Below are 24,446 nucleotides of genomic sequence, written 5' to 3'. Positions count from 1 at the left end.
AAGATTATGATCATCATCTATTATGACGTGGTCCGGTCGTCAATGGCCTGCGTGCTCGACGGTTCGCGGGTGTGCGACGGCGCATGCGGGACCGGCGAACCGCGCGGAGCAGCCGATCGGCAACCGGCGTGCTCGCAGGCGGAACATCGCTCCGCGCTGCCCTGTTGAGCCCTCACCGAACAGGGAGGCCCGAGATGGTGGACGCCAATCAGATCCGCGAGCACGCGACCGTGGTGGGCTCGGACGGCGGGCACGTCGGCACGGTCGACCACGTCGACAAGGGCGAGATCAAGCTCACCAAGACGGATCCCGATGCCGGCGGCCTGCACCACTACATCCCGCTCGACTTCGTGCAGGCAGTGGAGGGCGATCAGGTGCGTCTCGCCAAGCCCGCCGACGAGGTGAAGCGGGAGTGGAGCACCTCCGGCGCGGCCTGACCGGCCGCGCCGTCGTTAACGATATCTTAACCATGAGCGGGCCCAGTCTCGGCGGGGCCGGCGCACCCTCTGCCGCCCAGGGAGCGGATCCATGATCGTCCTCGTGCTGGCCATCCTCCTCGGCGGCGCAGGCACCTTCGCGCTGCTCAGCGCCCACGGCCTGCTCCTCGCGGCCCTGGCGGCGCCGATCGGCGGCAGTCTGGCCGGCCTCCTGGCGGCCCTCGTCCTCGGGATGCTGCGCCGGCGCACGGAAACGTCCAACGACACCTCCGTGCGGCGGACCACCGAGCTGCCGAGCTTCTGAGCCGGACACCAGGACCCCGTACCGGCGGGCGGCTCAGCGCCGCTCGCCCCGGTCGTCTGCGCCGCCAATCCGGCGCCAGAAGCCGTAGGCCAGGACCGCCGCCAGGGCACCGAAGGCCAGGATCGTCGGCGCACCCGCGAGTGCCCGTTCCAGCGGGCGCTCGATCTCGGCGGGCGCAAACCGCATCACCGATCGCGTGACGGCCCCGAGCAGGGCGAGGAAGAAGCCCAGGGCGAGGAGGTTCTGAAGCCAGCGGGGCATCGGTCAGGGCTCCGGGTCTGCGCCTGTTCGGCCGGGTCGATCGCGGGTTGCCGGACCGTGCATCGGGTTCCAGATCCCGCGCGACCTGGCGACCTCTCAGGCCGCGGCGATCTCGAATTCCATCCCGCGACCGGGCCCCTGGTCGGCGTAGTCCACGAGGACGAAGCCGCGCTCGCCGAGGGCTGCCTCCAGGACGTCGCGGTGCCGGCGGAACATCTGCCCGACCGCCAGCGGCGTCAGGCGCGGGTTGCCATGCCGGAGTTGGTCGACGCCGACATTCGCCGGCGCTCCCTCCCGGTCGGCGATGCGCACGAGCGCGCTCGCGAGTTCCGCCGCCTTCGTCTCGGATGCCGATTTCGGCCTGAACGCCATGGTGTCCTCCGGGTCTCGAAACGGGCGGCCGCCCGCCGAGGGGCCGCCCATATGTTCTATATTTGTTCTACACGAAGGCCGCGCTGGAGGCCATAGGGCCGGACGATCCCACCCCCTCACCCCATCCTGAGGTGCCCCCGCGGGGGGGCCGCCTCTGGATGAGGTCGCGCGGAGGATCCACCGTCCGCGATCGGAAGCTCTCAGGCGATGTCGGCGTGGCCCCGGCGGTGATCGTGGCCGGCGACGACGCGGCCCAGGAGTTCGGTGAGGCGCTCACGCTCCGGGGGGCTCAGCGCCGCGACCGTGAGGGCGTGCGCCTCGCGGGCCGCCGGCTCCATCGCGCCGTGGAGCGCCGCGCCGGCCTCCGTCAGGCGGCAGATCTGGGCGCGCCGATCGGTCGGCGAGGTGGCGCGGCTGATCAGGCCGCGGGCCGCGAGGCGCTTCAGGGCGCCGGTCGTGGTCGTCCGGTCGAGGGCGACCGCGCTCGCGAGCGTGGTCTGGTCGGCCTCCTGCACGTCGCGCAGCAGCGAGAGCAGGCTGTACTGCAGGGGGGTGATGCGAAAGGCGGCACACCGCTCTGAAAACAGGCTGACGTGGATCTGGTGCATCCGGCGGGCGAGGAAGCCGGGCCGCTCCGCCAGGGGCCAGGGCCCCTCCCCCGCACCGGCCGCGTCCGCCTTCGCAGACGGGGCCTCGGCCCCCGCCCGCGTGCCTGCCTCCGCCATCACCCTCTCCATAGAACGTCTCCAGACTTGGCACGACCCGTGCAAAGCGCAGTACACTGCGTTTCTTCCACGCAGCCGACTGATTCGGGTCGGCCGAGAACACGAGGTCGCGAGATGGACAATCGCCGCTACGATCTGCTCCTGCGCGGCGGGCGCGTCATCTGCCCCGCCTCCGGTATCGACGGGATCCGCGACGTCGCGGTGCGCGACGGCCGCATCGCCGCGGTCGAGGAGACGATCCTGCCCTCGACCGCCGCGGAGGCCGTCGACGTCTCGGGCAAGCTCGTCCTGCCCGGGATGATCGACACCCACGCCCACGTCTACCAGTACGTGACCGGCCGCTTCGGGCTGAACCCCGACATGGTGGGCGTGCGCTCCGGCGTGACGACGGTGGTGGACCAGGGCGGACCCTCCTGCATGACGCTGCCGGGCTTCCGCCACTTCATCGCGGAGCGGTCCGAAACCCAGGTGCTCGCCTTCCTGTCGGCCTACCTCGTCGGCGGCCTGGAGGGCCACTTCTACCCGAACCTCTACAGCCCGGACGGCGTCGACATCGACGCCACCGTGAAGTCGGCCACCGAGAACCGCGACCTCGTGCGCGGCATCAAGGGCCATGCCGAGATCGGCGGCTTCGCCCGCTGGGGCATCAAGGTGATGGAGATGGCCGCCGAGATCAGCCGGCGGGCGGACCTGCCGCTCTACGTCCATTTCGGCCAGCTCTGGGGCCTGCCGGAATCCGGCGCCAACGGCGAGGACGCCGACACCATCATGGAGCGGGTGATCCCGCTGCTGCGCCCCGGCGACGTGCTGGCCCACCCCTTCACCCGCCACCCGGGCGGCTTCATCAACGAGGACGGCGTGGTCCACCCCATCATCCGCGCCGCGATGGATGCGGGGCTGAAGGTCGATGTCGGCCACGGCAGCCACTTCTCCTACCGGGTGGCCCGCGCCTCGCTGCCGGCGGGCGTGATCCCCTACACGCTCGGCGCCGACATGCACGGCTACAACACCGAGGTGCCCGAGGTGCGAAAGCCCGCCGGCACGCCCGACGAGCACCACGACGACGAGAACCACCCCTTCCTGGGGCAGGCCCGCTTCAGCCTCACCCAGGCGATGAGCTCGATGATGGCGCTCGGCATCCCGCTGGAGGACGTGGTGCCGATGGTGACGACGCACCCGGCCGAGATGCTGCGCCTGAGCGACCGCATCGGCGCGCTGACGGTGGGCTTCGCGGCGGACGTCTCGGTGCTGCACGACGACCGCGGCCGCTTCCTGCTGCGCGACAACGAGGACACACGGGTGGTGGCCGAGCGCCTGCTGCGCCCCGCCTTCTGCCTGCGCGCGGGCCGGCGCTTCGAGGCCGATTCGCCGATCCTACCCCAGGCGATCGCGGCCTGAGGTGGCGCCGGTGCCCGCCTTCGCCCTCGACGACCCGAGCCCGCCCGACCCGCGCCGCGGCTGGGCGGCGCTCGACCGGGCGGCGCGGAGCGCAGCCTACGACAACAACGCGGCCGTTCCCGACAGCGCCGCGCAGGTCGCGGCCCGCAACGCGGCCTCCGACGCCTACCGGGCCGAGCACGGGCGGCACCTCGACATCCCCTACGGCCCCGGCGCGCGGACCGCGTTCGACCTCTACCCCGCCGCCGATCCGGCCGCGCCCTGCCTCGTCTTCGTCCACGGCGGCTACTGGCAGCGCAACGCGCGGGCCGACTTCGCCGCCTTCGCCGCGGGGCCGAACGCCGCCGGCTGGTCCGTGGCGATGCCGGGCTACACGCTCGCCCCCGAGGCGCGCCTCGCCGGCATCGTCGCCGAGATCGGCGCGGCCCTCGACTGGCTGGCGGAGCACGGGGCCGCGCACGGCATCGGCGGCCCGCTCGTCCTGTCCGGCTGGTCGGCGGGCGCGCAGCTCGCCGCCCTCCACCTCGGCCACCCGGCCGTGGCGGCGGGGCTCGCGATCTCCGGCGTCTACGACCTCGCCCCGATCCGCGACACGTACCTGAACGAGAAGCTCGACCTGTCCGAGGACGAGATCGGGACGCTCTCGCCCCTGCGGCTCCCCGTGGTGGAGAAGCCCATGACCATCGCCTACGGCAGCCGGGAGCTGCCCGCCCTGATCCACGACGCGCGCAACCTCCACGCCCTGCGCGGCGCCGCGCACGCGCCCGGCGCGCTGCTGCCGGTGCCGGGTGCCGACCACTTCTCGATCCTCGACGCGTTCCGCGAGCCCGACGGGCTCCTGGTGCGCGCGGCGCAGGCCCTCCTCGGAGGCCCCCGATGAGCGCCGAGGGCGTCGGGGCGCCCCTGCCCCGCAAGGAGGACGACCGCCTGATGCGCGGGCGCGGCCAGTTCGTCGGCGACATCCGCCTGCCCGGCCTGCAGGACGTGGCCTTCGTGCGCAGCCCGCTGGCCCACGCGCGCATCCGCGCGATCCACGTGCCGGAGGCCTACCGCGACCGCGTCTTCACCGCCGCCGACCTCGACGGCGTGCTGCCGATCCGCGCGGTCTCGGGCCTGCCGGGCTTCAAGGTCTCCGAGCAGCCGGTGCTCGCCACCGGCAAGGTCCGGCAGGTCGGCGAGCTCGTGGCGATGTGCCTCGCCCCGACCCGCGCCGAGGCCGAGGACATCGCGGCCTCGGTGGTCCTCGACCTCGAGGAGCTGCCCGCCGTCCACGACATGCTGGCGGCCCGCGAGCCGGGCTCGGCCCTCGTCCACGAGCACTGGGGCGACAACGTCTTCCTGGAGACCCTGGTCGACGTCGACATCGCCTCCGCCCTCGACGCCCCGATCCGGGTCAGCCGCACCATCTCGACGGGCCGGCAGTGCATGGCGCCGATCGAGGGCCGCGGCACCGTCGTCCACCTCGACCACCGCCTCGACCAGCTCGTCCTCCACACGGCGACCCAGATGCCGCACATCGTGCGCAACGGGCTCGCGGAATGCCTCGGGATCGAGCAGGGCCGCATCCGCATCGTCTCGCCCGACGTCGGCGGCGGCTTCGGCTACAAGGCGATCCTGCTCGCCGAGGACGTGGCGCTCGCCTGGCTGGCGCTCCGCTGCGGCCACCCGGTGCGCTGGCTGGAGGACCGGCGCGAGCACCTCACCGCCAACGCCAATTGCCGCGAGCACCACTACCGCATCACGGCCTACGCCGAGCGCGACGGACGCTTGCGGGGCATCGACTGCGAGGCGACCGTCGATTCCGGCGCCTACTCGGCCTACCCGTTCTCGGCCTGCCTGGAGGCCGCGCAGGTCGCCAGCATCCTGCCCGGCCCCTACGACTTCCCGAGCTACCGCTGCCGCACCTGGTCGGTGGCCACGAACAAGTGCCCGATCCTGCCCTACCGGGGCGTCGCCCGCACCGGGGTCTGCTTCGCCCTCGAACTCGTGCTCGACGCGGTCGCCCGCGAGGCCGGCGTCGCGCCGGAGGTCGTGCGGGAGAAGAACCTCGTGCGGCCCGAGCAGATGCCGTTCGAGAACATCACCCGCAAGCACTTCGACAGCGGCGACTACCCGCAGGCGCTCGCCCGCGCGCTCGACGGCATCGACGCGGGCGCGGTGCGGGCCCGCCAGCGGGCGGGCGAGCCGGACGGCCGCCGGATCGGCCTCGGCCTGTCGATCTACTGCGAGCAGGCGGCGCACGGCACCTCGGTCTATTCGGGCTGGGGCATCCCGATGGTGCCGGGCCACGAGCAGGCCTCCGCGCGGCTGACGCCGGACGGCGGGCTCGAACTCCGCGTCGGCGCCCACTCGCACGGCCAGGGCCTGGAGACGACGCTCGCCCAGGTCGCCCACGAGATCCTCGGCGTGCCGGTGGCCCGCACCCGCCTCGTCCACGGCGACACCGCCATGACCCCCTACTCCACCGGCTCCTGGGGATCCCGCGTGATGGTGATGGCGGGCGGCGCGGTGGCCGCGGCCTGCGAGGAGCTGCGCGCGCGCGCCGTGCGGATCGGCGCCCACCTCCTCCAGGCGCCCCCCGAAGCCTGCCGCTTCGCGGGCGGCCACGTGGTCGGCCCCTCGGGCGACGTCTCGCTCGAGGCCATCGCCCGCACCTGGTACCGGCGCCCGCAGGATCTCGCGCCCGACACCGACCCGGGCGGCCTCGAAGTCACCGCCGGCTACAAGCCGGAGCGCGATTCCGGCACCTTCTCGTACGCGGCGCACGCGGCGGTGGTGGCGGTCGATCCCGACCTCGGGGCCGTCGAGATCCTCGACTACGTCATCGTCGAGGACGGCGGCACGCTCGTGAACCCGCTCGTGGTGGACGGGCAGATCTACGGCGGCCTCGCGCAGGGGATCGGGACGGCGCTCCTCGAGGAGGTGCGCTTCGACCCCCGCGGGCAGCCGCTCGCCTCGACCCTCGCGGACTACCTGCTGCCCGGCGCCCCCGACGTGCCGATGGCCCGCATCAGCCACATGGAGACGCCCTCGCCCTACACCCGCTTCGGGCAGAAGGGCATCGGCGAGGGGGGCGCCATCGCGCCGCCCGCGGCGCTCGCCAACGCCATCAACGACGCGCTGGCGCCGCTCGGCGTCGAGATGCTGCACGCGCCCGTCACCCCCCGGCGGATCGTCGAGGCGGTGCTGGCCGCCGATCCGGCGGCGGCGCGCACCCGGGAGGCCGCATGAAACCCGCCCCCTTCGCCTGGGAGCGCCCGGCGAGCCTGGCCGCGCTCCTCGACCGCCTCGCCGAGGCGCCGGACGGCGTGAAGCTGATCGCGGGCGGCCAGTCCCTCGGCCCGATGCTGAACCTGCGCCTCGTCGAGCCCGAGCGCGTCCTCGACATCACCGGCGTGCCCGAGCTGCGCGAGGCCCGCGTCGAGGCGGGCGTGCTGGTGCTCGGCGCCTGCGTGACCCACGCCGACATCGAGGACGGCCGCGTGCCCGACCTGACCGGGGGCGCCCTGCAGCGGGTCGCCTCGGCCATCGCCTACCGGCCGGTGCGCAACCGCGGCACGATCGGGGGCAGCCTCGTCCACGCCGACCCCGCCGCCGACTGGGTGAGCGCGCTCACCGCCCTCGGGGCCGAGGTCGAGATCGCGGGGCGCGGCGGCCGCCGCACCCTGCCGGTCGAGCGCTTCGTGACCGGGGCCCTCGACGTCGCGCTGGAGCCCGGCGAGGTCCTCGTCGCCGTCCGGGTGCCCGCGATGCCCGACGGCGCGGCCTGGGGCTACGTCAAGCACTGCGCCAAGATCGGCGAGTTCGCCCACGCCATCGGGGCCGTTCGGATCGAGCCGCGGGCGGGCCGCGGCCGCGCGGTGATCGGCGCCGTCGAGGGACCGCCCGTCCTCTTCGCCGACGCGCGCGTGCTCTTCGGCGGCCGCATCGGCCCGGATTTCGCCGCCCGGTTCGACGCGGGCGCCGCCGACGCGGCCCTGGTCGCCGCCGGCATGGCCGACCGGGTCGAGCGCCACGTCCACGTCACGGTGCTGGCGCGCGCCGTCGCGCAGGCGGCCGCTCCGAATCTCCCCTCCTCCCTCAAGCCCGTTCCGGAGGCCGCATGAGCGCCGCGCTGGCGGATCACGGGAGTCGCATGGCGCTCGCGCTGACGGTCAACGGCCGGCCCGTGCGGGTCGAGGCCGAGCCGCGCAGCCACCTCGGCGACGTGCTGCGGGACGAGCTGAACCTCACCGGCACGCATCTGGGCTGCGAGCACGGCGTCTGCGGCGCCTGCACGATCCTCCTCGACGGGGAGCCCGCCCGGGCCTGCCTGACCTTCGCGGGCGCCTGCCCGGGCGCCGCCGTCACGACGGTCGAGGGGCTGGACGACGACGAGATCGCGCGGGCGCTGCGCGCGGCCTTCAACCGCGAGCACGCCCTCCAGTGCGGCTACTGCACGCCCGGCATGCTGGTGGCGGCCCGCGATCTCGTGCTGCGTCTGCCGGAGGCCGACGAGCGGCGGATCCGCATCGGTCTCTCGGGCAACCTCTGCCGCTGCACAGGCTACGCGGGCATCGTGCGGGCCGTGATGAGCGTGATCGCGGACCGCCGCGGCCTCGCCCCGGAGACCGGCGAGGCCCGGATCCTCGGGCCCGTGGGCGCCCGGCCCGGCGTGGCGGTCGAGTCGCCGCGCGCCGCCCCGCCGCGCCCCGTCGCGGCGACGGCGTCCGCCGTGGCCGGCGATCCGAAAGGCGACCCGAAGGGCGACTTGGCCGCGCACTTGGCCGCGCCCTTCGCGCCGGCCCACGCCTTCACGCAGACGATCGAGCTCGCCCACCCGCCGGAGGCCGTGTTCGCGGTGCTGGGCGACATCGAGGCGGTCGCCGCCTGCCTGCCGGGGGCCGTCCTCACCGGCCGGCCGGATTCCGAGACCGTCGAGGGCGGCCTGAAGGTGCGGATCGGGCCGATCGGCGCGACCTTCCGGGGCCGCGCCCGCATCGCGCAGGACCCCGCGGACCTGAGCGGACGGGTGCGCGGCGCCGGCGCGGATGCCGGCGGCCGCTCGGCCACCGAGGGCGAGATCCGCTACCGGGTCGAGCCCGGGGCGGCGCCCGGCACGGCCCGGGTCGCCCTCGACGTCGGCTACACCCTGACCGGCCCACTCGCGCAGTTCGGCCGCCCCGGCCTCGTGCGCGACCTCGCCGGCCGCATCGCGGCGGAGTTCGCCCGCAACCTCGACGCCCGGCTCTCAGGGGCCGCCGCCCCGGAGGCCGCCGGGCTCAACCCGCTCCGCCTGCTCCTCGGCCTCGTCCGCGCGCGCCTCGCCGCGTGGCTCGGCCGCGCCTGACCGCAATCCCGCCCCCGCACTGGAGATCCCGAGAATGTCCGGCAGGTTCACCCTCACCACCGCGATCCTGCTGGCGCTCGCCGCCACGGCCGCGCGGGCGGACGCGATCCGCATCGGCGTCAACGAGCCGCTCACCGGGCCGTTCGCGGCCTCGGGCACCTACGTGGTGAACGGCGCCCGGATCGCCGCCGACGAGATCAACGCCCGGGGCGGCGTCCTCGGCAAGAAGATCGAGCTCGTGGTCGAGGACAACAAGAGCAACCCGACCGAGGCCGCGGCGGTCGCCGAGAAGCTGATCACCAGCGACAAGACCCCGGTGATGATGGGCGCCTGGGGGTCGAGCCTGACGCTCGCGGTGATGCCCAAGCTCATGGACTACGAGGTGCCGATGCTGGTCGAGACCTCCTCGTCGGGCAAGATCACCACCTCGGGCAACCCGTACGTCTTCCGCATCTCGCCGCCCTCGGCGCTGGAGGCCGAGACCTTCGCGCCGATGGTGGACAAGCTCAAGCTCAAGAAGGTCGACTTCCTGGTGCTCAACAACGACTTCGGCCGCGGCGCGGCGGCCGATTTCGGCCGGATGCTGAAGGAGAAGGGCGTCCAGGTCGGGCTGACCGAGACCATGGACCAGGGCGCCCAGGACATGAGCGCCCAGCTCGCCAAGCTGAAGGCCTCGGACGGCGACACCATCATGATCACGAGCTCCGTCGATCAGCTCGTGCTGCTGTTCAAGCAGATGTCGGCCCTCGGCCTCAAGCGGCGCGTCATCACCACCGGCGGCTCGCAGAACCCCGACCAGATCATCGCCCAGGCCGGCTCGGCGGCGGACGGCACCCTGCACCTGACCACCTTCCTGCCCTGGCTCCCGGAGAAGACCCCGGACCCGAAGGCCACCGAGACCTTCATCGCGGAGTGGAAGAAGCGCGGCTTCCAGTTCGCGGGCGTCACCGAGAGCTTTCGCGGCTACGACGGCATCCGGGCGATCGCCCACGCCATCGAGAAGGCCGGCACGGCGGAGCCCGCCGCCATCGCCAAGGCCTTCTGGTCGGTCGACTTCACGGGGCTCAACGGCCCGATCCGCTTCGCCAAGTCCGGCCCCGCCGGCAAGGAGAGCGGCCAGAGCCGGCCCGACGTCTACCTCATCGAGATCAAGGACGGCCGCGTCATCGTGCCGACGCTCTGACGCCGCCCCGGCCGGCCTCCGGGCCGGCCGGGCCCGCCCACCGCACGGCCGCCATCGGCAGGGGTACCCCATGGACCAGCTGATCCAGCACCTCGTCAACACGCTGATCCTCGGGGGCACCTACGCGCTCCTCGGGATCGGGCTGACCCTGATCTTCGGGATCATGAACGTCGTGAACTTCACGCACGGCGCCCTCTACACGGTCGGGGCCTACCTGACCTACCTCGCGGTGGCGGCCCTCGGCCTCAACCTGTTCCTGGCGCTGCCGCTCGCGATCCTCGGGGGCCTCGTGCTCGGGGCGGCGATCGAGGTCGTGCTGCTCCGGCCGCTCCGGGGCTCGGACATCGACACCACCATGCTGGTGATGATCGGCGCCGGCATCGTCCTGCAATCGGGCACGCTCTGGATCTTCGGCGGCGTCGCCAAGGCGATCCCCTCGCCGTTCCCCGAGGCGCCGCTGCAGATCGGCCCGGCCTCGGTCTCCTGGCTGCGCCTGTTCGTGCTCGGCGCCGCCCTCGGCCTGATCGGGCTGACCTACGCGCTGATCAACCGGACGAAGCTCGGGCTCGCCATGCGCGCCGCCTTCCAGGACGCCGACACGGCGGCGCTGATGGGCGTCAACGTCCGGCGGATCTACACCGCGACCTTCGCGCTCGGCTCATCGCTCGCGGCGGCCGCCGGCGCCCTGCTCGGGCCGGTCTACGTCGTGTTCCCGCAGATGGGGGGCCTCGCCGAGCTGAAGGCCTTCGCGATCGTGATCCTCGGCGGCCTCGGCAACGTCACCGGGGCGGCGATCGGCGGCTTCATCCTGGCGCTCGCGGAGGAGCTCGGCGCCGGCTACATCTCGTCCGGCTACCGGGACGCCATGGGCTTCCTGATCATCATCGCGGTGCTGCTCTACCGGCCGACCGGCCTGTTCGCCCGGGCGGAGCGCATCGGATGAGCCGGCTCCTCCCTCCAAGGCTCCTCCCTCTCGGCCTGCTCGCGGCCCTCGTCGCCCTGCCGCTGGCGCTGGGCCCCAACCCCTACCTCCTCAACGCGCTGATCGTCACCGGCATCCTGACGATCGGCGCGATGAGCCTGAACCTGCTCCTCGGCTTCACCGGGCAGCTCAGCCTCGGCCACATCGCCTTCTTCGGCATCGGCGCCTACGTGAGCGCGCTGACGAGCCTCGGCTTCGACGTGGAGGTCGGCTTCGGCCTGCGCGTCGTCCACGAGCCCTGGCCGGCGGCGGTCGGCTTCCTGCTGGCCGTCGCGGCGGCGGGCCTATGCGGCTACCTGATCGGCCGGCTCTCCTTCCGGGTGCGGGGCGCCTACTTCGTGATCGTGACGATCTCCTTCGCGGAGGTCGTGCGGCTCGTCGCCCTCAACTGGGTGGAGCTGACGCAGGGGCCGCTCGCGCTCACCAACATCCCGGCGATGACGCTCGGCCTGCCGGGCCTCGGCATCTGGACGCTGAAGACGAAGTTGCAGAACTACTACCTCGTGCTCGCGGTCGGCACGCTCTGCTACCTGATCGTCGGGCGACTCGTGCGCTCGCGCTTCGGCCGGGCGATGCGGGGGCTCAAGGAGAACGAGTCGCTGGCCCTGTCGGTCGGCATCAACGCCACCCGCACGCTCACCGTCGCGGCGGTGATCTCGGCCGCGATGGCGGGCGCGGCCGGCAGCCTCTACGCGCACTACCTGCGCATCATCGACCCCGACGTGTTCCTGTTCTCCACCACCGTCAGCATGGTCATCATGGTGGTGGCCGGCGGCAAGGGCACGCTGATGGGCCCGGTGATCGGCGGCCTGATCTTCGGCCTCCTGCCCACGGCACTCCGCCCCGTGATGGCGCCCGAGGCCCAGTGGATCGTCTACGGGATCGTGCTGATCGTGATCCTGTTCGTGATGCCGCGGGGCATCGTGCCGGGGCTCACGGGCCTCCTCGCCCGCCGCCGGCCGTCGCGAGGCGGCCCCGCCCTCGAGCCCAGCCCCATGGTGCAGCGATGAATCCGATCCTCTCGGTCGAGCACGTCGGCGTGCGCTTCGGCGGCCTCGTCGCCATCGCGGACCTGCACTTCGCCGTGGCGGAGGGCGAGATCGTCAGCCTGATCGGCCCCAACGGGGCCGGCAAGACCACGGCCTTCAACGTGATGACGGGCTTCCTCAAGCCCAGCCAGGGGGAGGTGCGCTTCCGCGGCACCGGCCTGACGGGCCTCAAGCCGCACGAGATCACCCGGCTCGGCCTCGCGCGCACCTTCCAGCGCACCAGCGTCTTCCCGGACGACACGGTGTTCGACAACGTGATGATCGGCCTGCACCGCCAGGGCGCCGCCCTGAGCCGCGCCCCGCTCCTCGACGCGATCCTCGGCCGCGCGGGGGCGAGCGAGCGGGCCCTGCGGGAGCGGGCCGCGGCGCTCCTCGACTGGGTGGGGCTCGGCGCCCGGGCGCAGGAGACGGCCGGCGCCCTGTCCTACGGCGAGCAGCGCCTCGTCGGCGTGGCGCTGGCGCTCGCCACCGAGCCCGCCATGCTCCTCCTCGACGAGCCCGTCTCGGGGATGAACGCCTCGGAGACCCGCGTCTTCGTGGGGCTGATCCGCCAGATCCGCGAGCGCGGCGTCACCATCCTGCTCGTCGAGCACGACATGCCGATGGTGATGGAGGTCTCCGACCGCATCGTCGTGCTGAACTACGGCCGCCTGATCGCCGAGGGGCCGCCCGCGCGGATCCGCAGCGACCCGGCGGTGATCGAGGCCTATCTCGGCCAGGGCAGCGCCGCCCGCCGGGCGGCCGAGGCGGCGGAGGCGGCCCATGCTTGAGATCCGCGACCTCGTCTGCGGCTACGGCCACGTCACGGCCCTGAAGGGGCTCACGATCGAGGTGCGCGCGGGCCAGCTCGTCGCCCTCGTGGGGGCGAACGGGGCCGGCAAGTCCACGACGCTCCGGGCGATCTCGGGCCTCGTCCCGCCGCGCTCCGGCACGATCCGGTTCGGCGGCCGCGACATCGCGGGGGCGGAGCCCCGGCGCATCCTGGCGGAGGGCATCGCCCACTGCCCGGAGGGGCGGCGCGTCTTCCCGCACATGAGCGTCGCCGAGAACCTCGCCATGGGCGCCTACCTGCGCCGCGACCAGGCGGGCATCGCGGCGGACCGCGACCGGGTCTACGGGGAGTTCCCCCGCCTCGCCGAGCGCCGCGACCAGGCGGCCGGCACGCTCTCCGGCGGCGAGCAGCAGATGCTCGCCATCGGCCGCGCGCTGATGGCCCGCCCGAAGCTCGTGCTGTTCGACGAGCCCTCCCTCGGCCTCGCCCCCAACATCGTCGAGCGGATGTTCTCGGTCATCCGCGCGATCTGCGATGCCGGCACCACCGTCCTCCTCGTCGAGCAGAACGCCTTCGCGGCGCTGGAGCTGTGCGACTACGCCTACCTCATCGAGACCGGGCGCATCGTGCTCCAGGGCCGCGGGCAGGCCCTCATCGACGACCCGCACGTGCGGGAAGCCTATCTGGGTGGCTGAGGCGCGCGGCCCGCGGCGGATCCGGCTCGGCCCGGCCGATCTCCTGCGCGACCGGACCCTGGTGCCGGTCGCCGTGGGCCGCCGGCAGCTGCTCCTCGTGCAGGATGCGGGGCGGATCGTCGCCGCCGAGCGGGCCTGCCCGCACGAGGGCGCCGACCTCGCGCTGGGCCGTTGCGCGCGCGGCCGGCTGCACTGCCCGCGCCACCTCGCCTCGTTCGACCTGCGGGACGGATCGGTCTCGCCCGGCTGGTCCTTCCGGGCGCTGCGCCTGCTCCCCGTCGAGACCGCGCCGGACGGCCTCTGGCTGCGGATCGAGTAGGCGGGCGGGTCACCAGGCGAGGCACGCCGCGCCCGCCGCGACGGCCAGGCAGGACGCGATCCTGCGGGGGCTCAGCGCCTCGCCGAGGAAGAGCCGCCCGATGACGGCCGCGTAGACCACGCTGGTCTCGCGCAGCGCCGAGACGGGACCCATCGCGTCGTGCTGCATGGCCCAGATCACGATGCCGTAGGCCAGGAGCGAGACGAGCCCGCCGGCGAGCGCCAGCAGCGTCTGGGTCCCCGTATAGGCCGGGGGCCTGCCGCGCAGCGCCCAGTAGAGGGGCGGCATGGACAGGCTCCACAGCAGGAACATGCTGGCCGCGTAGGACAGGCTGTTCCCCGACAGCCGCACCCCGATCCCGTCGACGACGGTGTAGGCGCCGATCAGGACGCCTGTGGCGAGCGCGGCGGGCAGGAAGTCGGCGCGCAGGCGCCGTCCCTGCACGGCCAGCGAGAGGATGCCGCCGGACACCAGCGCGATCCCCGCGGCGGCGACGGGCCCGACCCCTTCGTGCGCGAACACCACCGCGCCGAGCGCGACGAGGACCGGCGAGGAGCCGCGCGAGATCGGATAGGTCTGCCCGAGGTCGCCCGAGCGGTAGGTCCGCACGAGGGACAGGTTGTAGCCCAGGTGGATGACGGCCGACGCGACCACGTAGGGCCAACTCGCCGCGCTGGGCCAGGGCAGCACCGCCACCGCGGCGGCGCTGACGCAGGCGATGGCGACCATCATCAGCGTCATCGACCAGAGGCGGTCGCTGCCCCCGCGCAGCACCGCGTTCCAGCCAGCATGCAGGATTGCGGCGCCCATCACGGCGGCGAGGACGAGCGGGGTCATGTGCGGGCGGAGCCCGCGTCGCGGCCGCTGATCGGGGCAAGGTCCGGCGTGCGCGTCATCCCGCATCCCAGTTCCGTCTCGGGGCGGCAGGAAACCCGGGTTCGGGCCATGTGTCGAATTGATAGCTTCACCCGGACCTATATAAAAAACCGATGCGCTACACGCAGCTCCGCTCCTTCCACGCCGTTGCCGAGGCCGGCAGCGTGACCGCCGCCGCCCGGACCCTGAACGTCAGCCAGCCGACGCTCACGACCCAGATCCGGGCGCTCGAGGAGCACTACGCGGTCGAGCTGTTCGTCCGCACGGGCGGCCGGCTTCACCTCACCGAGGCCGGCCGTCACCTTCAGCGGCTCGCGCAACGCATGTTCTCGGACGAGGCGGAGGCGCGCCATTTCCTGATGGAGAGCCGGGAGCTGCGCACGGGCCTCCTGCGAATGGGCGCCGTCGGCCCCTTCCACGCGACGGCGATGCTCATCGCCTTCCACGCGCGGTATCCCGGCATCGCGATCTCGGTGTCGGCCGGCAACTCGCAGTCGGTCCTGCAGGACCTCGTCGCGTTCCGGACCGATGTCGCGGTCCTGGCCTATTCGGGCAGCGACGCGCGGCTGTGGGTGTCCCTGTACAGCCAGGACCCGATCGTCGCGTTCGCCCGCACGGATCATCCGCTGTTCCGCCCGGAGCGCACCGACATCCGCCTCGCGGACCTGCACGGGGCGGCGATGGTGGCCCGGGAGGTCGGGTCGAACACGCGCCGGGCCACGGAGGCGGCGATGGCGCGGGCCGGGGTTCACCCGAGGGTCGTCATGGAGATCGGCAGCCGGGAGGCCGTGCGCGAGGCGGTGGCGAGCGGGGTGGGGATCGGCGTCGTCTCGCGGGCCGAGCACATCCCCGACCCGCGGACCCGCTGGCTGCCGTTCGCGGACGCCGAGATCTACAACGACGCGCACATCGTCTGCTTGCAGGACCGGCGAAACGCGCGAATGATCGGCGCCTTCATCGACGTGGCACATCCGAAGGGTATCGACGCAGCGTAGGGAGCGGGCTCCACGCTGCGAACGGGCGCCGGGACCCGGCGGACATCAGGGGAGGCTCCGGGTATGACGACGGCGATGCGATTCGGGCTTGCGGCCCTGTGCGCCCTGGTTCCGCTCCAGGCCGGCGCGCAGACCGCCGCCAACCTGACGGCCCTGCGGGGGCTCGCCCCCGTCGCCGCGCTGGCGGACACGCCCGAGGGCAAGGCGGCGCTCGCCGCCAACCTCGCGGTCACCGGGGACATCCAGACCGGCAGCCTGAAGCAGCCGCTCCTGCTGTCCTTCCCCGAGCAGCAACAGATGGCGCTGCGCGACGCCTTCATCACGGACGGCAACGCCGCGCAGCTCGCCGACGGCCTTGGCTCGCGGCTCGGCGACGCCTACCAGGCCAAGGCGCAGTACCGGGACTTCCAGACCTTCACGAACGTCGTGCCGTCGGTCGCGGACCTCCTCGGCTACACGAACAACATCACCAAGGCGGACTCGAACGCGGGCAAGTACTTCTTCGCCAACGCCACCACGGACGGCAAGGCGCCGGTCTCCGAGGCGGCGGCCGCCATCCTGGCGGCCAACGGCGGCACGACCGACGTGTTCGGCCGGGCCTACGGCCGTCCGGCCGGCGCCCAAGGGTCCAACGCCTTCGGCAACGCCCGCCCCTTCCAGACGGAGCCGCGCCTGATCGCGTTCCGGGGCGAGGACTATTTCGGCCGCCCCTCGCACAGCCTCGACTGGCTCCGGGGCCCGAACCAGAACCTGTTCGACAGCCCCTCCTACCCGAGCGGCCACACCACCTACGGTTACACCGAGTCGGTCGTCCTCGCGATCCTGGTGCCGGACCGCTACCAGCAGATGATCGCCCGCGCGGCCGAGTACGGCAACGATCGCATCGTCATGGGCGCGCACTACGCCATGGACGTGATCGGCGGCCGGGCCACGGCCCTGCACGCCGTCGCGCACCTGCTGGCCAACGATCCCGCCTACGTGGGGCAGGCCCGCCGGAACCCCGCCGTCCTCAACGGGATGAGCCACGGCTCGGACAAGGAGATCGTCATCACCGACTATCCGGCGGCGGTGAGGACCGCCCGGGCCGACCTCGCGGGCTTCCTCCGGGAGGCCTGCGGCGACACGGTCGCGGCCTGCGCGGCGGCCGACAGCGGGCGCTTCCGGGACCCCGCGGCCAACCAGGCGTTCTACGAGGCGACGCAGACCTACGGCCTGCCGGTCGTGCACCGGAGCACGGCCGAGGCACCCGCGGACGTGGGTCGGCTCGCGCCCGAGGCGGGCCACCTCCTGACGGCGGCCTTCCCGGCCATCACCCTGGCCGAGGCCAACGCGATCCTCACCGAGACCCTGGGGCCCGGCGGCGGCTTCCTCGACGACGGCTCCGCCTTCGGCGTGTACGCCCGCCTCAACCTCTACGCCGCCGGGGGCCGCGCGGCGGCGCTGGCCGCCGGCCGGGTGCGGGCCGAAGCGGCCGAGCCGACCCGGGCGGAGCGGGCGCGGTGATCGGCTGAGGGCCTGCCTGGCCGGGCGATCCGACAGGGGACTTCCGTTCCTGCGGCGATCCCTGGAGGCCTCCTTCGAGGCTCCGCTTCGCTGCGCACCTCAGGATGAGGTCGCGGGGTGGGGGAACCCGGACGGTGTCTCCCATTCTCTCACCTCATCCTGAGGTACCCCCGCAGGGGGCCTCGAAGGAGACCTCCAGGTCCCACCGCGATCCCCGGAACCCTCCGTCGACGCTCCGCACCTCAGGTCGCGGGCAGGGGCCCTCAGCCCCTCGGCGTATAGACGGCCTCGACCGCCCAGGCCTCCCGCGGCTGGGCGTGGAGCTGCCAGAACTGCTCGGCGACCGCCCGGGCATCCTCGGAGCCCGGGGTCACGAAGCCCGCGACCGTCACGGTCGCGACGTGGATGCCCGTCTCCCGGAAGCTCTCGAACAGACCTTGCGCCAGGGCGCGGATGCCGGCCTTGCCGATGCTGAGCGACAGGTAGTCGGGGTGCGGCTGCAGGGCGAAGCCGCCGCCGGTGAGCAGGATCGTGCCCGCGCCCCGCCCGGCCATCCCCGGGGCCGCCGCCTGGGCGGCTGCCAGGGCGCCGCCGACGTTCACGGCGAGGTCGCCGTTGAAGCTGTCGCGGGACTGGTCGGCGAGGCGCGCCTGGCGCATCGCGGCGGCGTTGTAGTGCAGGACGTCGATGCCGCCGAAGTCGCGCTCGACGCTCGCCACGAGGTCGGCCACGCTCGCCGGGTCGCCGGCATCGACCGTGCGGATCTCGGCCGCGTGGCCCCCGGCCGCGAGCTGCTCGGCCAGTTCCCCGGTCCGCGCCGCGTTCCGGGCGCTCAGGACCACCCGGAAGCCCTCGCGGGCGAAGCGGGCCGCGGTCTCGAGGCCCATGCCCGGGCCGGCGCCGATGCTGAGGAAGGTCTTCATCGTTCTGTCTCCTCGACGTTTCGATGGACCCGACGTAAAGCCTGCACCCCGCCGGGTTAATCCGGCCGACCCGCATTTGACCCGTGCAGACCATGCAGGAATGGCCCGAGCGCACGAGCCTCGATGAACTCGCCGCCTTCGTGGCGGTGGCGGAGGCCGGGAGCTTCGCGGCCGCCGCGAAGGCCCTCGGGCGGGACGCCTCCGTGCTCTCGCGGCGCGTGTCCCAGCTGGAGCGGACGCTGGGCGTCCGCCTGCTCTCGCGCACCACCCGGCGCATCGCCCTGACCGAGGCCGGCGCGCTCTACCACCGGCGCATCCAGGCCCTGCTGGAGGAGCTGGCCAGCGCGAGCCGCGAGGCGAGCGACCACGCGGCCACGCCGCGGGGCCTCGTGCGGGTCTCGCTGCCCCTGACCTTCGGGCGCCAGTGGGTCTCGCCGCTGCTGCCCGGCTTCCTGGCCCGGCACCCCGAGATCCGCCTGGACCTGCGCTTCACCGACCGCTTCGTCGACCTCGTCGCGGAGGGCATCGACGTGTCGATCCGGGTCGCGGCGGGCCGGCCGCGCGACAGCTCGCTCACCACCCGCCGGATCGCCGCCTACCGGACCCTGCTCGTCGCCGCGCCGGCCTACCTCGCGGCCCGCGGCGCGCCGCGGATGCCGGGCGACCTCGCGACCCACGCCTGCCTCGGCTTCACGGGCTACGCGGCCTGGCCCGACTGGCCGCTGACCCGGGACGGCGCACGCCACACCCTGCGCCCCGCCTGCGCCCTCGTCGCCGACCATTCGGAGGTGCTGCTCGACGCGGCCATCGCCGGCGCCGGCATCACCTTCACGGCCGACTGGCTGGCGGGCCCGGCCCTGCGGGACGGCCGGCTGGTCGAGGTCCTGCCGGGCTGGGGCGGCGCGGAGGACGGCGGCGTCTACGCGGTGCTCCCCCCCGGCCGCCTCGTGCCGGCCAAGACGCGCCTGTTCGTCGACGAGGTCGCGGACGCGATCCGGGCGGGGTGGGTGCGCTAGCGGGCGCCGCGCGGGCGGAGGATGCCCTTCGGCTGTTCTGCAAAACGAACGGCGCGGGAGCCGTCCTCGAGTTGGAGGCGGGTTCCTCCGAGCCTGTTCGAGCGGATGATCTCGTCCCCTGACTCCCGCCTGCGGTGCTGGGATGGAGGCTGCCGGAGAGCGCGGCGATCCCTGGAGGACTCCTTCGAGGCTTCGCTTCGCTGCGCACCTCAGGATGAGGTCGCGGGGTGGGGGAACCCGAACGGCCTTTCCCATCCAACCACCTCATCCTGAGGTGCCCCCGCAGGGGGCCTCGAAGGAGACCTCCAGAACCCGCAGCGATTCCTGGAGCCCTCCTTCGGGGCCGCTCGCGCGCGCCGCAGGATGCGGTCGAACAGGCAAAAATCAGAAATCTCCCGATCCGGTCTCCGGGAGACGAATCCCCTCGCAGGCCTCGTTCTTTAAAACGTCCATTTCCTTGACCTCGGGGCCCCGCGCCGTCAGCCTTCAGAGGGTGCCGAGCGCGCGTTCGAAGCGCCGGCCCGAGACCCCGACCGACCCCGCAAGGCGACAGGCTCCATGAGCGACCCGACCCATCCTCGCGCCCGTGCCGCGTCCCTTCTCCCCTCCGCCGTGCCGAGCCGCCGCGCGGTGCTGGCCGGCGCCCTCGGGGCGGCCGCGCTCGCCGCCGGCCGGTGCGGGCGGCCGAGCCCGGCCACCTGCGGATCGGCTACCAGAAGTACGGCACCCTGGTGCTCCTCAAGGGCAAGGGCCTCCTGGAGCAGCGGCTGAAGCCGCTCGGCTACCGGGTGAGCTGGGCGGAGTTCCCCTCCGGACCGCCCCTCCTCGAAGCCCTCAACGCCGGGGCCATCGACCTCGGCTCGGCCGGCGAGGCGCCGCCGATCTTCGCGCAGGCCGCGAACCCCGACCTGCGCTACGTCGCCAACGAGCCGCCCGCGCCCCTCGGCGAGGCGATCCTGGTGCCCCGGGACAGCACGGCGCAGTCGGTGGCGGACCTGCGGGGCCGGACGATCGCGCTCAACAAGGGCTCGAACGTGCACTTCCTCCTCGTGCGGGCGCTCGCCGCGGCGGGCGTGCCCTACGACGCCGTGAAGCTCGCCTTCCTGGGGCCGGCGGATGCCGGCGCCGCCTTCGCCCGCGGAGCGGTGGATGCCTGGGCGATCTGGGACCCCTACCTCGCTTCCGCCGAGCGCAGCACCGGCGCCCGCACCCTGGCGACGGGCGAGGGCCTCGCCCCGAACCGGCAGTTCTACCTCTCGACGCGCTCGGCGACGGAGGCGCACCGGGAAGCCATCACGGCGGCGCTCGCGGCCATCGGCGAGATCGACGACTGGGCCCGCAGCAACCCGGACCCGGTCGCCGCCGAGCTCGCGCCCTCCGTGGGCATCCCGGCGCCGATCCTGGCGGTGGCGCTGCGCCGCCTCGCCTACGGGCTCACGCCGATCGGCCCCGAGACGGCGGCCGACCAGCAGCGGGTGGCGGACGCGTTCCACGCCCTCGGCCTGCTGCCCAAGCCCCTGGTGGTGGCCGAGGCCGTGTGGTCCCCGGTCCGCAACGGCTGACCACCGGAGCACGCAGACCCATGGCTCACCTCACGGCCCGCGCCCCCGACACCCGCCTCGCCCGCGCCGGCGCGCGGCTCGCGCCCTGGCTCCTGCCCGCGCTGGTCCTCGGCGGCTGGCAGGCGGCGGTCTCCCTCGGCCTCGTCTCGAACCGCTTCATGCCGGCGCCCCTCGACGTGGCGCGGGCCGGCCTCGCGGCCGCGCGGACGGGCGAGCTCTGGACGAACCTCGGCGTCAGCACCCTGCGGGCGCTCGCGGGCTTCGTGGTGGGCGGCGGCATCGGCTTCGTCCTCGGCCTCGCCAACGGCCTCTCGCGCTGGTCGGAGCGCCTCACCGACACCAGCGTGCAGATGGTGCGCAACGTGCCCCACCTGTCGCTGATCCCCCTGGTGATCCTCTGGTTCGGGATCGGCGAGGAGGCGAAGCTGTTCCTGGTGGCGCTGGGGGTGTTCTTCCCCATCTACGCCAACACCCTGCACGGCATCCGCTCGGTCGATCCCGGGCTCGTCGAGATGGGCCGCGTCTACGGGATGACCCGCTTCGACCTGTTCCGGCGCGTGGTGCTGCCGGGCGCCCTGCCCTCCATCTTCGTGGGCCTGCGCTACGGCCTCGGCATCATGTGGCTGACGCTGATCGTCGCCGAGACGATCTCGGCCTCCTCGGGGCTCGGCTACATGGCCATGCAGGCCCGCGAGTTCATGCTCGTCGACGTCGTCGTGCTGGCGATCCTCATCTACGCGGCGCTGGGCAAGCTTGCCGACGCCCTGACGCGGGAACTGGAGCGCCTCTGCCTTGCCTGGAACCCCGCCTACCGGACGGCCTGACCCCATGCTCCTCGACGCCACCCGCCCCCCCGCCGAGACGCGGCCCGCCGACGCCGCGCCGGCGCCCGCGGCCACCTCCCGCGCGCCCCGCGGCCTCGCCGTCACCGTGCAGGGCCTGAGCAAGAGCTTCGGCGAGGGCCCGAGCGTGCTCGCCGGCCTCGACCTGTTCCTGCCCGGCGGCGGCTTCACGGCGGTGGTCGGCCGCTCGGGCTGCGGCAAGAGCACCCTGCTGCGCCTGATCCTCGGGCTCGAAGCCCCGAGCACGGGGCGGATCCGAGTGGAGCCGCCCGCGGAGGCGCCCCGCGCCGCCGGCCCGCGGCGCATCATGTTCCAGGAGCCGCGCCTGCTGCCCTGGGCGCGGGTGATCGACAACGTGACGGTCGGCCTCGCCGGCCAGGGCAGCCGCGCGGAGCGCCGGGCGCGCGCAGCCGCCGCCCTGGAGGAGGTCGGCCTCGCCGACAAGGCCGGGGCATGGCCCGCGACCCTCTCGGGCGGCCAGCGCCAGCGCGTGGCGCTCGCCCGCGCCCTCGTCAGCCGGCCGGGCCTCCTCGCCCTCGACGAGCCCCTGGGGGCCCTCGACGCCCTGACGCGCATCGGCATGCAGGACCTGATCGAGCGGATCTGGCTGGCGCAGGGCTTCACGGCGCTCCTCGTCACGCACGACGTCGGCGAGGCGGTGGCGCTCGCCGACCGCATCCTCGTGCTCGATGCCGGGCGCGTCGCCCTCGACCTGCGGGTGGACGTGCCCCGCCCCCGCCGCCGGGGCGATCCGCGCCTCGCGGCCCTCGAAGGGCGCATCCTCGAGGACCTCCTCGGCGGGGCGCAGGGGGGCTGAACGGGGCCCCGGCCCCACCGCGAAAAGATTCTTTTCCCCCGCAGCTTCGCGGGAGAACGACCCTCTCCGGCGCGCCGAATCTTCGGAAGTCCCGTCCCTTGAGCGGCGGGTCGCCGAGGGCGACATTCCTGACCATGCGCGCGCGTTCCAACCAGCAGGTCCCGGCCTACGATCCGTTCGGCGAGCCCGTCGAGGCGGGCCGCGGCTGCGCGGCCGCGTCGGGGGACCGGCCGGCGCGCAACGCCGCCGTCGCGGTGTTCTGGGGGCTCGCCCTGCTGCTCGTCGGCGGCCGGATCTATCTCGGCGACCAGCCGGTCCAGCAGGTCGTCGCGAGCGCGCAGGCGCAGGTCGCCGCCCTCGTCACCGCGATCCGCTGAGCCGTCAGCGCTCCCCCGCGACCAGCACCTGAGCCCGCAGCGGCTGCACCAGCACATGGTCGCCCGGCTGCCCTGACGCGGCACCCGCGAAGGCTTCCGCGACCTCGGCCCGGCGCGCCTCGGCCGCCGCCCGCCGCGCCGGATCGACCGCGACGGCGCGCGCCACGAAGGCGTCGAGGTCGGGGAACCGCTCGGTGCGCACGAAGGTGACGTCGCGCAGGCACCGCAGCACCCCGGAATCCACCGCGCGCGCGAGGGCCTCCTGCGCCGCGGCCCGCACCGCCGTCTCGTCCTCGATCGGCCGCAGGGCCGCGAAGTAGCTGCCCTCGGCGAGGGGCTCCACCACCACGATGCGGCCGCCCGGCGCCACGACGCGCGCCATCTCGGCGAGCGCCGCGCCGGGGTCGGCGGTGTGGTGCAGGGCGTTCAGGCAGACGGCGCCGTCGAAGGCGGCGTCGGGGAACGGCAGCGCCTCGGCGCGGGCCGCCTCGAAGCGGGCCTCCGGCACCGCGGCGGCGGCCGCCGCGACGGCTTGCGGGTTCGGGTCGATGCCCGTCACCCGCGCGCCGCGCCCGGCGAGCACCCGCGCGAGGCCTCCTGCGCCGCAGCCCACGTCGAGGAGGCGTCGCCCCGCCTCCGGCGCGAAGGCTTCGCGAACAAGCGACGACACGTCCATGACTGGCCCCGCGGTGGCGAAAACGGCCCGCGGAGCTTGCCACCGCGGGCCGCTCGGGGCCAGGGCCGACCGGCCCTCCCCCGGCCCGGCTCAGGCCGCGACCTGCTGCAGGCTCTCGGCGAGCTGGCTGGCGAATTCGTCGCCCTTGTAGATCTCCGAGACCGCCTGCCCGAGCTTGCTCGCGTCCTCGGTCCGCCCCAGCGCCTTGGCGTAGGCCGCCGCCGAGCCGAAGCCGGCGAGGCCGTAATGCGACATCCGCTGATACTGGGCGATGATCTCGATGTCCTGGAGCCGGCCGTCGGTCGGCGCCTCCTGGATGCCGTGCTTCCGGGCCTCGGTGACGAGCCCCTCCATGCCCTTGCAGAAGTCCGGCTCGGCCTTTCCGCCGCACTGCTCGATGAGCGACTTGAGCACGCCGGTGTGCTTCTCGATGCCGCCGACCGAATGTTCCAGCATCTGCTTCAGCTTCGGATCGCTGGCGTGGCCGCTCAGGTCGCGCACGGCCCGGGTCATCTGGTCGTTTGCCGACCAGAGATCCTTCATTTCCTCAAGATAAACTTCCTGAAGGTTGTTTGGCGCGGACATTTATCGACTCCCGATTGTATCTTGTCTTGGCCAACCGGGGTCTGCCCCTGATGTTCCTGCGCGATGGAGCCCCTGCGCTGCCCTGGCGCGGGGCGTCCCGAGTGACATTTCCCCGGCCCCTGCAACGCCCGGCCGGGCCCCCGCCTTGCGGCGTCCCGCGGCCGGCGGTAGCCAGGGCCCGTCCACGACGACGATGCGGGAGAGACCGGGGCGCGCGAGCGCACCGGCGCCGACGGAGCAACCGCCCCGGAAACTCTCAGGCACATGAACCGCATCGTCAGGACAATCTGGAGAGTGGTGCCGCGAGCACCCACCGAAGGGGACGTCCGGCGCGCCTGAGCGCCCGGATCAAGCTCTCAGGTACCGGGACAGATGGGGCGCCTCGGCCGGCAACGACGCCGGCTCCTCGCGTCCGCACGTCCCGGGAGACCCGACCCATGCCTGCCCC

At 73.7% G+C, this 24,446-nt stretch carries 27 protein-coding genes and 2 riboswitches; of the genes, 20 read left to right on the top strand and 7 right to left on the bottom strand.

Features of this window, described 5'->3' with window-relative positions; all coding sequences use genetic code 11:
• The first annotated feature begins 194 nt into the window (after positions 1 to 194).
• Positions 195 to 437 carry a DUF2171 domain-containing protein gene (locus ACLBXP_RS21650; protein ID WP_447669884.1) on the top strand — a complete coding sequence of 81 codons (243 nt, stop codon included), beginning with the start codon at positions 195 to 197 and terminating at the stop codon, positions 435 to 437.
• Between the two features lie 91 nt (positions 438 to 528).
• Positions 529 to 741 carry a hypothetical protein gene (locus tag ACLBXP_RS21645; protein ID WP_447669883.1) on the top strand — a complete coding sequence of 71 codons (213 nt, stop codon included), beginning with the start codon at positions 529 to 531 and terminating at the stop codon, positions 739 to 741.
• A 33-nt stretch (positions 742 to 774) separates the two neighbouring features.
• On the opposite strand, the gene ACLBXP_RS21640 is transcribed toward ACLBXP_RS21645, so the two are convergent.
• The 3 genes from ACLBXP_RS21640 to ACLBXP_RS21630 form a co-directional block, all read right to left on the bottom strand.
• Positions 775 to 1,002: a hypothetical protein gene (locus ACLBXP_RS21640; RefSeq protein WP_447669882.1), complete on the bottom strand. Its 228-nt coding sequence runs from the start codon at positions 1,000 to 1,002 to the stop codon at positions 775 to 777.
• A 96-nt stretch (positions 1,003 to 1,098) separates the two neighbouring features.
• The gene (locus ACLBXP_RS21635; protein ID WP_447669881.1) at positions 1,099 to 1,374 is read right to left on the bottom strand and encodes an adenylosuccinate synthase; all 276 of its coding nucleotides are present in this window, start codon (positions 1,372 to 1,374) and stop codon (positions 1,099 to 1,101) included.
• Positions 1,375 to 1,574: 200 nt separating this feature from the next.
• Complete coding sequence (locus ACLBXP_RS21630) at positions 1,575 to 2,099, bottom strand: MarR family winged helix-turn-helix transcriptional regulator (RefSeq protein WP_447669880.1); 525 nt, start codon at positions 2,097 to 2,099, stop codon at positions 1,575 to 1,577.
• A gap of 114 nt (positions 2,100 to 2,213) precedes the next feature.
• Between ACLBXP_RS21630 and ACLBXP_RS21625 the strand changes: the two genes are divergently transcribed.
• The 11 genes from ACLBXP_RS21625 to ACLBXP_RS21575 all read left to right on the top strand — a co-directional run bounded on the left by ACLBXP_RS21625 (position 2,214) and on the right by ACLBXP_RS21575 (position 13,826).
• Positions 2,214 to 3,497 (top strand): amidohydrolase/deacetylase family metallohydrolase, encoded by a 1,284-nt coding sequence (locus ACLBXP_RS21625; RefSeq protein WP_447669878.1) that lies wholly within the window; start codon positions 2,214 to 2,216, stop codon positions 3,495 to 3,497.
• 10 nt (positions 3,498 to 3,507) lie between these two features.
• The gene (locus ACLBXP_RS21620) at positions 3,508 to 4,377 is read left to right on the top strand and encodes an alpha/beta hydrolase (RefSeq protein ID WP_447669877.1); all 870 of its coding nucleotides are present in this window, start codon (positions 3,508 to 3,510) and stop codon (positions 4,375 to 4,377) included.
• Positions 4,374 to 6,728, top strand: a complete 2,355-nt coding sequence (locus tag ACLBXP_RS21615; RefSeq protein ID WP_447669876.1) for a xanthine dehydrogenase family protein molybdopterin-binding subunit — start codon at positions 4,374 to 4,376, stop codon at positions 6,726 to 6,728. The genes ACLBXP_RS21620 and ACLBXP_RS21615 overlap by 4 nt, the downstream gene beginning before the upstream one ends.
• Entirely contained in the window at positions 6,725 to 7,603 is an 879-nt protein-coding gene (locus ACLBXP_RS21610) for an FAD binding domain-containing protein (protein ID WP_447669874.1), read from the top strand. The genes ACLBXP_RS21615 and ACLBXP_RS21610 overlap by 4 nt, the downstream gene beginning before the upstream one ends.
• Positions 7,600 to 8,826, top strand: coding sequence for a xanthine dehydrogenase family Fe-S subunit (locus ACLBXP_RS21605; RefSeq protein ID WP_447669873.1), 1,227 nt, complete (start codon positions 7,600 to 7,602; stop codon positions 8,824 to 8,826). Before ACLBXP_RS21610 ends, ACLBXP_RS21605 begins: the two co-directional genes overlap by 4 nt.
• Positions 8,827 to 8,860: 34 nt before the next feature.
• Entirely contained in the window at positions 8,861 to 10,009 is a 1,149-nt protein-coding gene (locus tag ACLBXP_RS21600; protein ID WP_447669872.1) for an ABC transporter substrate-binding protein, read from the top strand.
• A gap of 70 nt (positions 10,010 to 10,079) precedes the next feature.
• Positions 10,080 to 10,952, top strand: a complete 873-nt coding sequence (locus tag ACLBXP_RS21595) for a branched-chain amino acid ABC transporter permease (protein ID WP_447669871.1) — start codon at positions 10,080 to 10,082, stop codon at positions 10,950 to 10,952.
• Positions 10,949 to 12,001: a branched-chain amino acid ABC transporter permease gene (locus ACLBXP_RS21590; protein ID WP_447669870.1), complete on the top strand. Its 1,053-nt coding sequence runs from the start codon at positions 10,949 to 10,951 to the stop codon at positions 11,999 to 12,001. The genes ACLBXP_RS21595 and ACLBXP_RS21590 overlap by 4 nt, the downstream gene beginning before the upstream one ends.
• Entirely contained in the window at positions 11,998 to 12,810 is an 813-nt protein-coding gene (locus ACLBXP_RS21585; RefSeq protein ID WP_447669869.1) for an ABC transporter ATP-binding protein, read from the top strand. Before ACLBXP_RS21590 ends, ACLBXP_RS21585 begins: the two co-directional genes overlap by 4 nt.
• Positions 12,803 to 13,507, top strand: coding sequence for an ABC transporter ATP-binding protein (locus ACLBXP_RS21580; protein WP_447669868.1), 705 nt, complete (start codon positions 12,803 to 12,805; stop codon positions 13,505 to 13,507). The genes ACLBXP_RS21585 and ACLBXP_RS21580 overlap by 8 nt, the downstream gene beginning before the upstream one ends.
• A complete protein-coding gene (locus tag ACLBXP_RS21575; protein ID WP_447669866.1) occupies positions 13,500 to 13,826 on the top strand; it encodes a Rieske (2Fe-2S) protein in 327 nt (108 codons plus the stop codon). Before ACLBXP_RS21580 ends, ACLBXP_RS21575 begins: the two co-directional genes overlap by 8 nt.
• Before the next feature lie 9 nt (positions 13,827 to 13,835).
• Here the strand turns inward: ACLBXP_RS21575 and ACLBXP_RS21570 are convergent, their stop codons facing one another.
• Positions 13,836 to 14,663 carry an EamA family transporter gene (locus tag ACLBXP_RS21570; RefSeq protein ID WP_447669865.1) on the bottom strand — a complete coding sequence of 276 codons (828 nt, stop codon included), beginning with the start codon at positions 14,661 to 14,663 and terminating at the stop codon, positions 13,836 to 13,838.
• Between the two features lie 152 nt (positions 14,664 to 14,815).
• Between ACLBXP_RS21570 and ACLBXP_RS21565 the strand changes: the two genes are divergently transcribed.
• Together ACLBXP_RS21565 and ACLBXP_RS21560 are read left to right on the top strand one after the other, a co-directional pair.
• Positions 14,816 to 15,697: a LysR substrate-binding domain-containing protein gene (locus ACLBXP_RS21565; protein WP_447669864.1), complete on the top strand. Its 882-nt coding sequence runs from the start codon at positions 14,816 to 14,818 to the stop codon at positions 15,695 to 15,697.
• 63 nt (positions 15,698 to 15,760) lie between these two features.
• On the top strand, positions 15,761 to 17,200 hold the full coding sequence (locus ACLBXP_RS21560; protein ID WP_447669862.1) for a phosphatase PAP2 family protein: 1,440 nt from the start codon (positions 15,761 to 15,763) through the stop codon (positions 17,198 to 17,200).
• A gap of 263 nt (positions 17,201 to 17,463) precedes the next feature.
• On the opposite strand, the gene ACLBXP_RS21555 is transcribed toward ACLBXP_RS21560, so the two are convergent.
• On the bottom strand, positions 17,464 to 18,123 hold the full coding sequence (locus ACLBXP_RS21555) for an SDR family NAD(P)-dependent oxidoreductase (protein WP_447669861.1): 660 nt from the start codon (positions 18,121 to 18,123) through the stop codon (positions 17,464 to 17,466).
• A 92-nt stretch (positions 18,124 to 18,215) separates the two neighbouring features.
• Here ACLBXP_RS21555 and ACLBXP_RS21550 point away from each other — a divergent pair, with 92 nt between their 5' ends.
• The 5 genes from ACLBXP_RS21550 to ACLBXP_RS21530 all read left to right on the top strand — a co-directional run bounded on the left by ACLBXP_RS21550 (position 18,216) and on the right by ACLBXP_RS21530 (position 22,737).
• Positions 18,216 to 19,139, top strand: coding sequence for a LysR substrate-binding domain-containing protein (locus tag ACLBXP_RS21550; RefSeq protein ID WP_447669911.1), 924 nt, complete (start codon positions 18,216 to 18,218; stop codon positions 19,137 to 19,139).
• A gap of 674 nt (positions 19,140 to 19,813) precedes the next feature.
• Positions 19,814 to 20,701: a sulfonate ABC transporter substrate-binding protein gene (locus tag ACLBXP_RS21545; protein ID WP_447669860.1), complete on the top strand. Its 888-nt coding sequence runs from the start codon at positions 19,814 to 19,816 to the stop codon at positions 20,699 to 20,701.
• A 20-nt stretch (positions 20,702 to 20,721) separates the two neighbouring features.
• Entirely contained in the window at positions 20,722 to 21,525 is an 804-nt protein-coding gene (gene ssuC, locus ACLBXP_RS21540; protein ID WP_447669859.1) for an aliphatic sulfonate ABC transporter permease SsuC, read from the top strand.
• 4 nt (positions 21,526 to 21,529) lie between these two features.
• Positions 21,530 to 22,360, top strand: a complete 831-nt coding sequence (locus ACLBXP_RS21535; RefSeq protein ID WP_447669858.1) for an ATP-binding cassette domain-containing protein — start codon at positions 21,530 to 21,532, stop codon at positions 22,358 to 22,360.
• Positions 22,361 to 22,494: 134 nt separating this feature from the next.
• A complete protein-coding gene (locus ACLBXP_RS21530) occupies positions 22,495 to 22,737 on the top strand; it encodes a hypothetical protein (RefSeq protein ID WP_447669857.1) in 243 nt (80 codons plus the stop codon).
• 4 nt (positions 22,738 to 22,741) lie between these two features.
• Here the strand turns inward: ACLBXP_RS21530 and ACLBXP_RS21525 are convergent, their stop codons facing one another.
• Together ACLBXP_RS21525 and ACLBXP_RS21520 are read right to left on the bottom strand one after the other, a co-directional pair.
• On the bottom strand, positions 22,742 to 23,413 hold the full coding sequence (locus ACLBXP_RS21525; RefSeq protein WP_447669856.1) for a class I SAM-dependent methyltransferase: 672 nt from the start codon (positions 23,411 to 23,413) through the stop codon (positions 22,742 to 22,744).
• Between the two features lie 90 nt (positions 23,414 to 23,503).
• On the bottom strand, positions 23,504 to 23,998 hold the full coding sequence (locus tag ACLBXP_RS21520) for a ferritin-like domain-containing protein (protein ID WP_447669855.1): 495 nt from the start codon (positions 23,996 to 23,998) through the stop codon (positions 23,504 to 23,506).
• A gap of 186 nt (positions 23,999 to 24,184) precedes the next feature.
• Positions 24,185 to 24,280: riboswitch (glycine riboswitch) on the top strand.
• Position 24,281: 1 nt separating this feature from the next.
• Positions 24,282 to 24,374: riboswitch (glycine riboswitch) on the top strand.
• The last annotated feature ends 72 nt before the right edge of the window (positions 24,375 to 24,446 follow it).

The sequence above is a fragment of the Methylobacterium sp. A54F genome, assembly GCF_053346035.1.
This window is presented reverse-complemented; position numbering and strand designations above follow the sequence as displayed.

Excerpts from the sequence above, each read along its gene's own strand:
- ACLBXP_RS21650 (WP_447669884.1), top strand. The coding sequence starts at position 195 with ATGGTGGACGCCAATCAGATCCGCGAGCACGCGACCGTGGTGGGCTCG.
- ACLBXP_RS21645 (WP_447669883.1), top strand. The coding sequence starts at position 529 with ATGATCGTCCTCGTGCTGGCCATCCTCCTCGGCGGCGCAGGCACCTTC.
- ACLBXP_RS21640 (WP_447669882.1), bottom strand. The coding sequence starts at position 1,002 with ATGCCCCGCTGGCTTCAGAACCTCCTCGCCCTGGGCTTCTTCCTCGCC.
- ACLBXP_RS21635 (WP_447669881.1), bottom strand. The coding sequence starts at position 1,374 with ATGGCGTTCAGGCCGAAATCGGCATCCGAGACGAAGGCGGCGGAACTC.
- ACLBXP_RS21630 (WP_447669880.1), bottom strand. The coding sequence starts at position 2,099 with ATGGCGGAGGCAGGCACGCGGGCGGGGGCCGAGGCCCCGTCTGCGAAG.
- ACLBXP_RS21625 (WP_447669878.1), top strand. The coding sequence starts at position 2,214 with ATGGACAATCGCCGCTACGATCTGCTCCTGCGCGGCGGGCGCGTCATC.
- ACLBXP_RS21615 (WP_447669876.1), top strand. The coding sequence starts at position 4,374 with ATGAGCGCCGAGGGCGTCGGGGCGCCCCTGCCCCGCAAGGAGGACGAC.
- ACLBXP_RS21610 (WP_447669874.1), top strand. The coding sequence starts at position 6,725 with ATGAAACCCGCCCCCTTCGCCTGGGAGCGCCCGGCGAGCCTGGCCGCG.
- ACLBXP_RS21605 (WP_447669873.1), top strand. The coding sequence starts at position 7,600 with ATGAGCGCCGCGCTGGCGGATCACGGGAGTCGCATGGCGCTCGCGCTG.
- ACLBXP_RS21600 (WP_447669872.1), top strand. The coding sequence starts at position 8,861 with ATGTCCGGCAGGTTCACCCTCACCACCGCGATCCTGCTGGCGCTCGCC.
- ACLBXP_RS21595 (WP_447669871.1), top strand. The coding sequence starts at position 10,080 with ATGGACCAGCTGATCCAGCACCTCGTCAACACGCTGATCCTCGGGGGC.
- ACLBXP_RS21590 (WP_447669870.1), top strand. The coding sequence starts at position 10,949 with ATGAGCCGGCTCCTCCCTCCAAGGCTCCTCCCTCTCGGCCTGCTCGCG.
- ACLBXP_RS21585 (WP_447669869.1), top strand. The coding sequence starts at position 11,998 with ATGAATCCGATCCTCTCGGTCGAGCACGTCGGCGTGCGCTTCGGCGGC.
- ACLBXP_RS21580 (WP_447669868.1), top strand. The coding sequence starts at position 12,803 with ATGCTTGAGATCCGCGACCTCGTCTGCGGCTACGGCCACGTCACGGCC.
- ACLBXP_RS21570 (WP_447669865.1), bottom strand. The coding sequence starts at position 14,663 with ATGACCCCGCTCGTCCTCGCCGCCGTGATGGGCGCCGCAATCCTGCAT.
- ACLBXP_RS21565 (WP_447669864.1), top strand. The coding sequence starts at position 14,816 with ATGCGCTACACGCAGCTCCGCTCCTTCCACGCCGTTGCCGAGGCCGGC.
- ACLBXP_RS21560 (WP_447669862.1), top strand. The coding sequence starts at position 15,761 with ATGACGACGGCGATGCGATTCGGGCTTGCGGCCCTGTGCGCCCTGGTT.
- ACLBXP_RS21555 (WP_447669861.1), bottom strand. The coding sequence starts at position 18,123 with ATGAAGACCTTCCTCAGCATCGGCGCCGGCCCGGGCATGGGCCTCGAG.
- ACLBXP_RS21550 (WP_447669911.1), top strand. The coding sequence starts at position 18,216 with ATGCAGGAATGGCCCGAGCGCACGAGCCTCGATGAACTCGCCGCCTTC.
- ssuC (WP_447669859.1), top strand. The coding sequence starts at position 20,722 with ATGGCTCACCTCACGGCCCGCGCCCCCGACACCCGCCTCGCCCGCGCC.
- ACLBXP_RS21535 (WP_447669858.1), top strand. The coding sequence starts at position 21,530 with ATGCTCCTCGACGCCACCCGCCCCCCCGCCGAGACGCGGCCCGCCGAC.
- ACLBXP_RS21530 (WP_447669857.1), top strand. The coding sequence starts at position 22,495 with ATGCGCGCGCGTTCCAACCAGCAGGTCCCGGCCTACGATCCGTTCGGC.
- ACLBXP_RS21525 (WP_447669856.1), bottom strand. The coding sequence starts at position 23,413 with ATGGACGTGTCGTCGCTTGTTCGCGAAGCCTTCGCGCCGGAGGCGGGG.
- ACLBXP_RS21520 (WP_447669855.1), bottom strand. The coding sequence starts at position 23,998 with ATGTCCGCGCCAAACAACCTTCAGGAAGTTTATCTTGAGGAAATGAAG.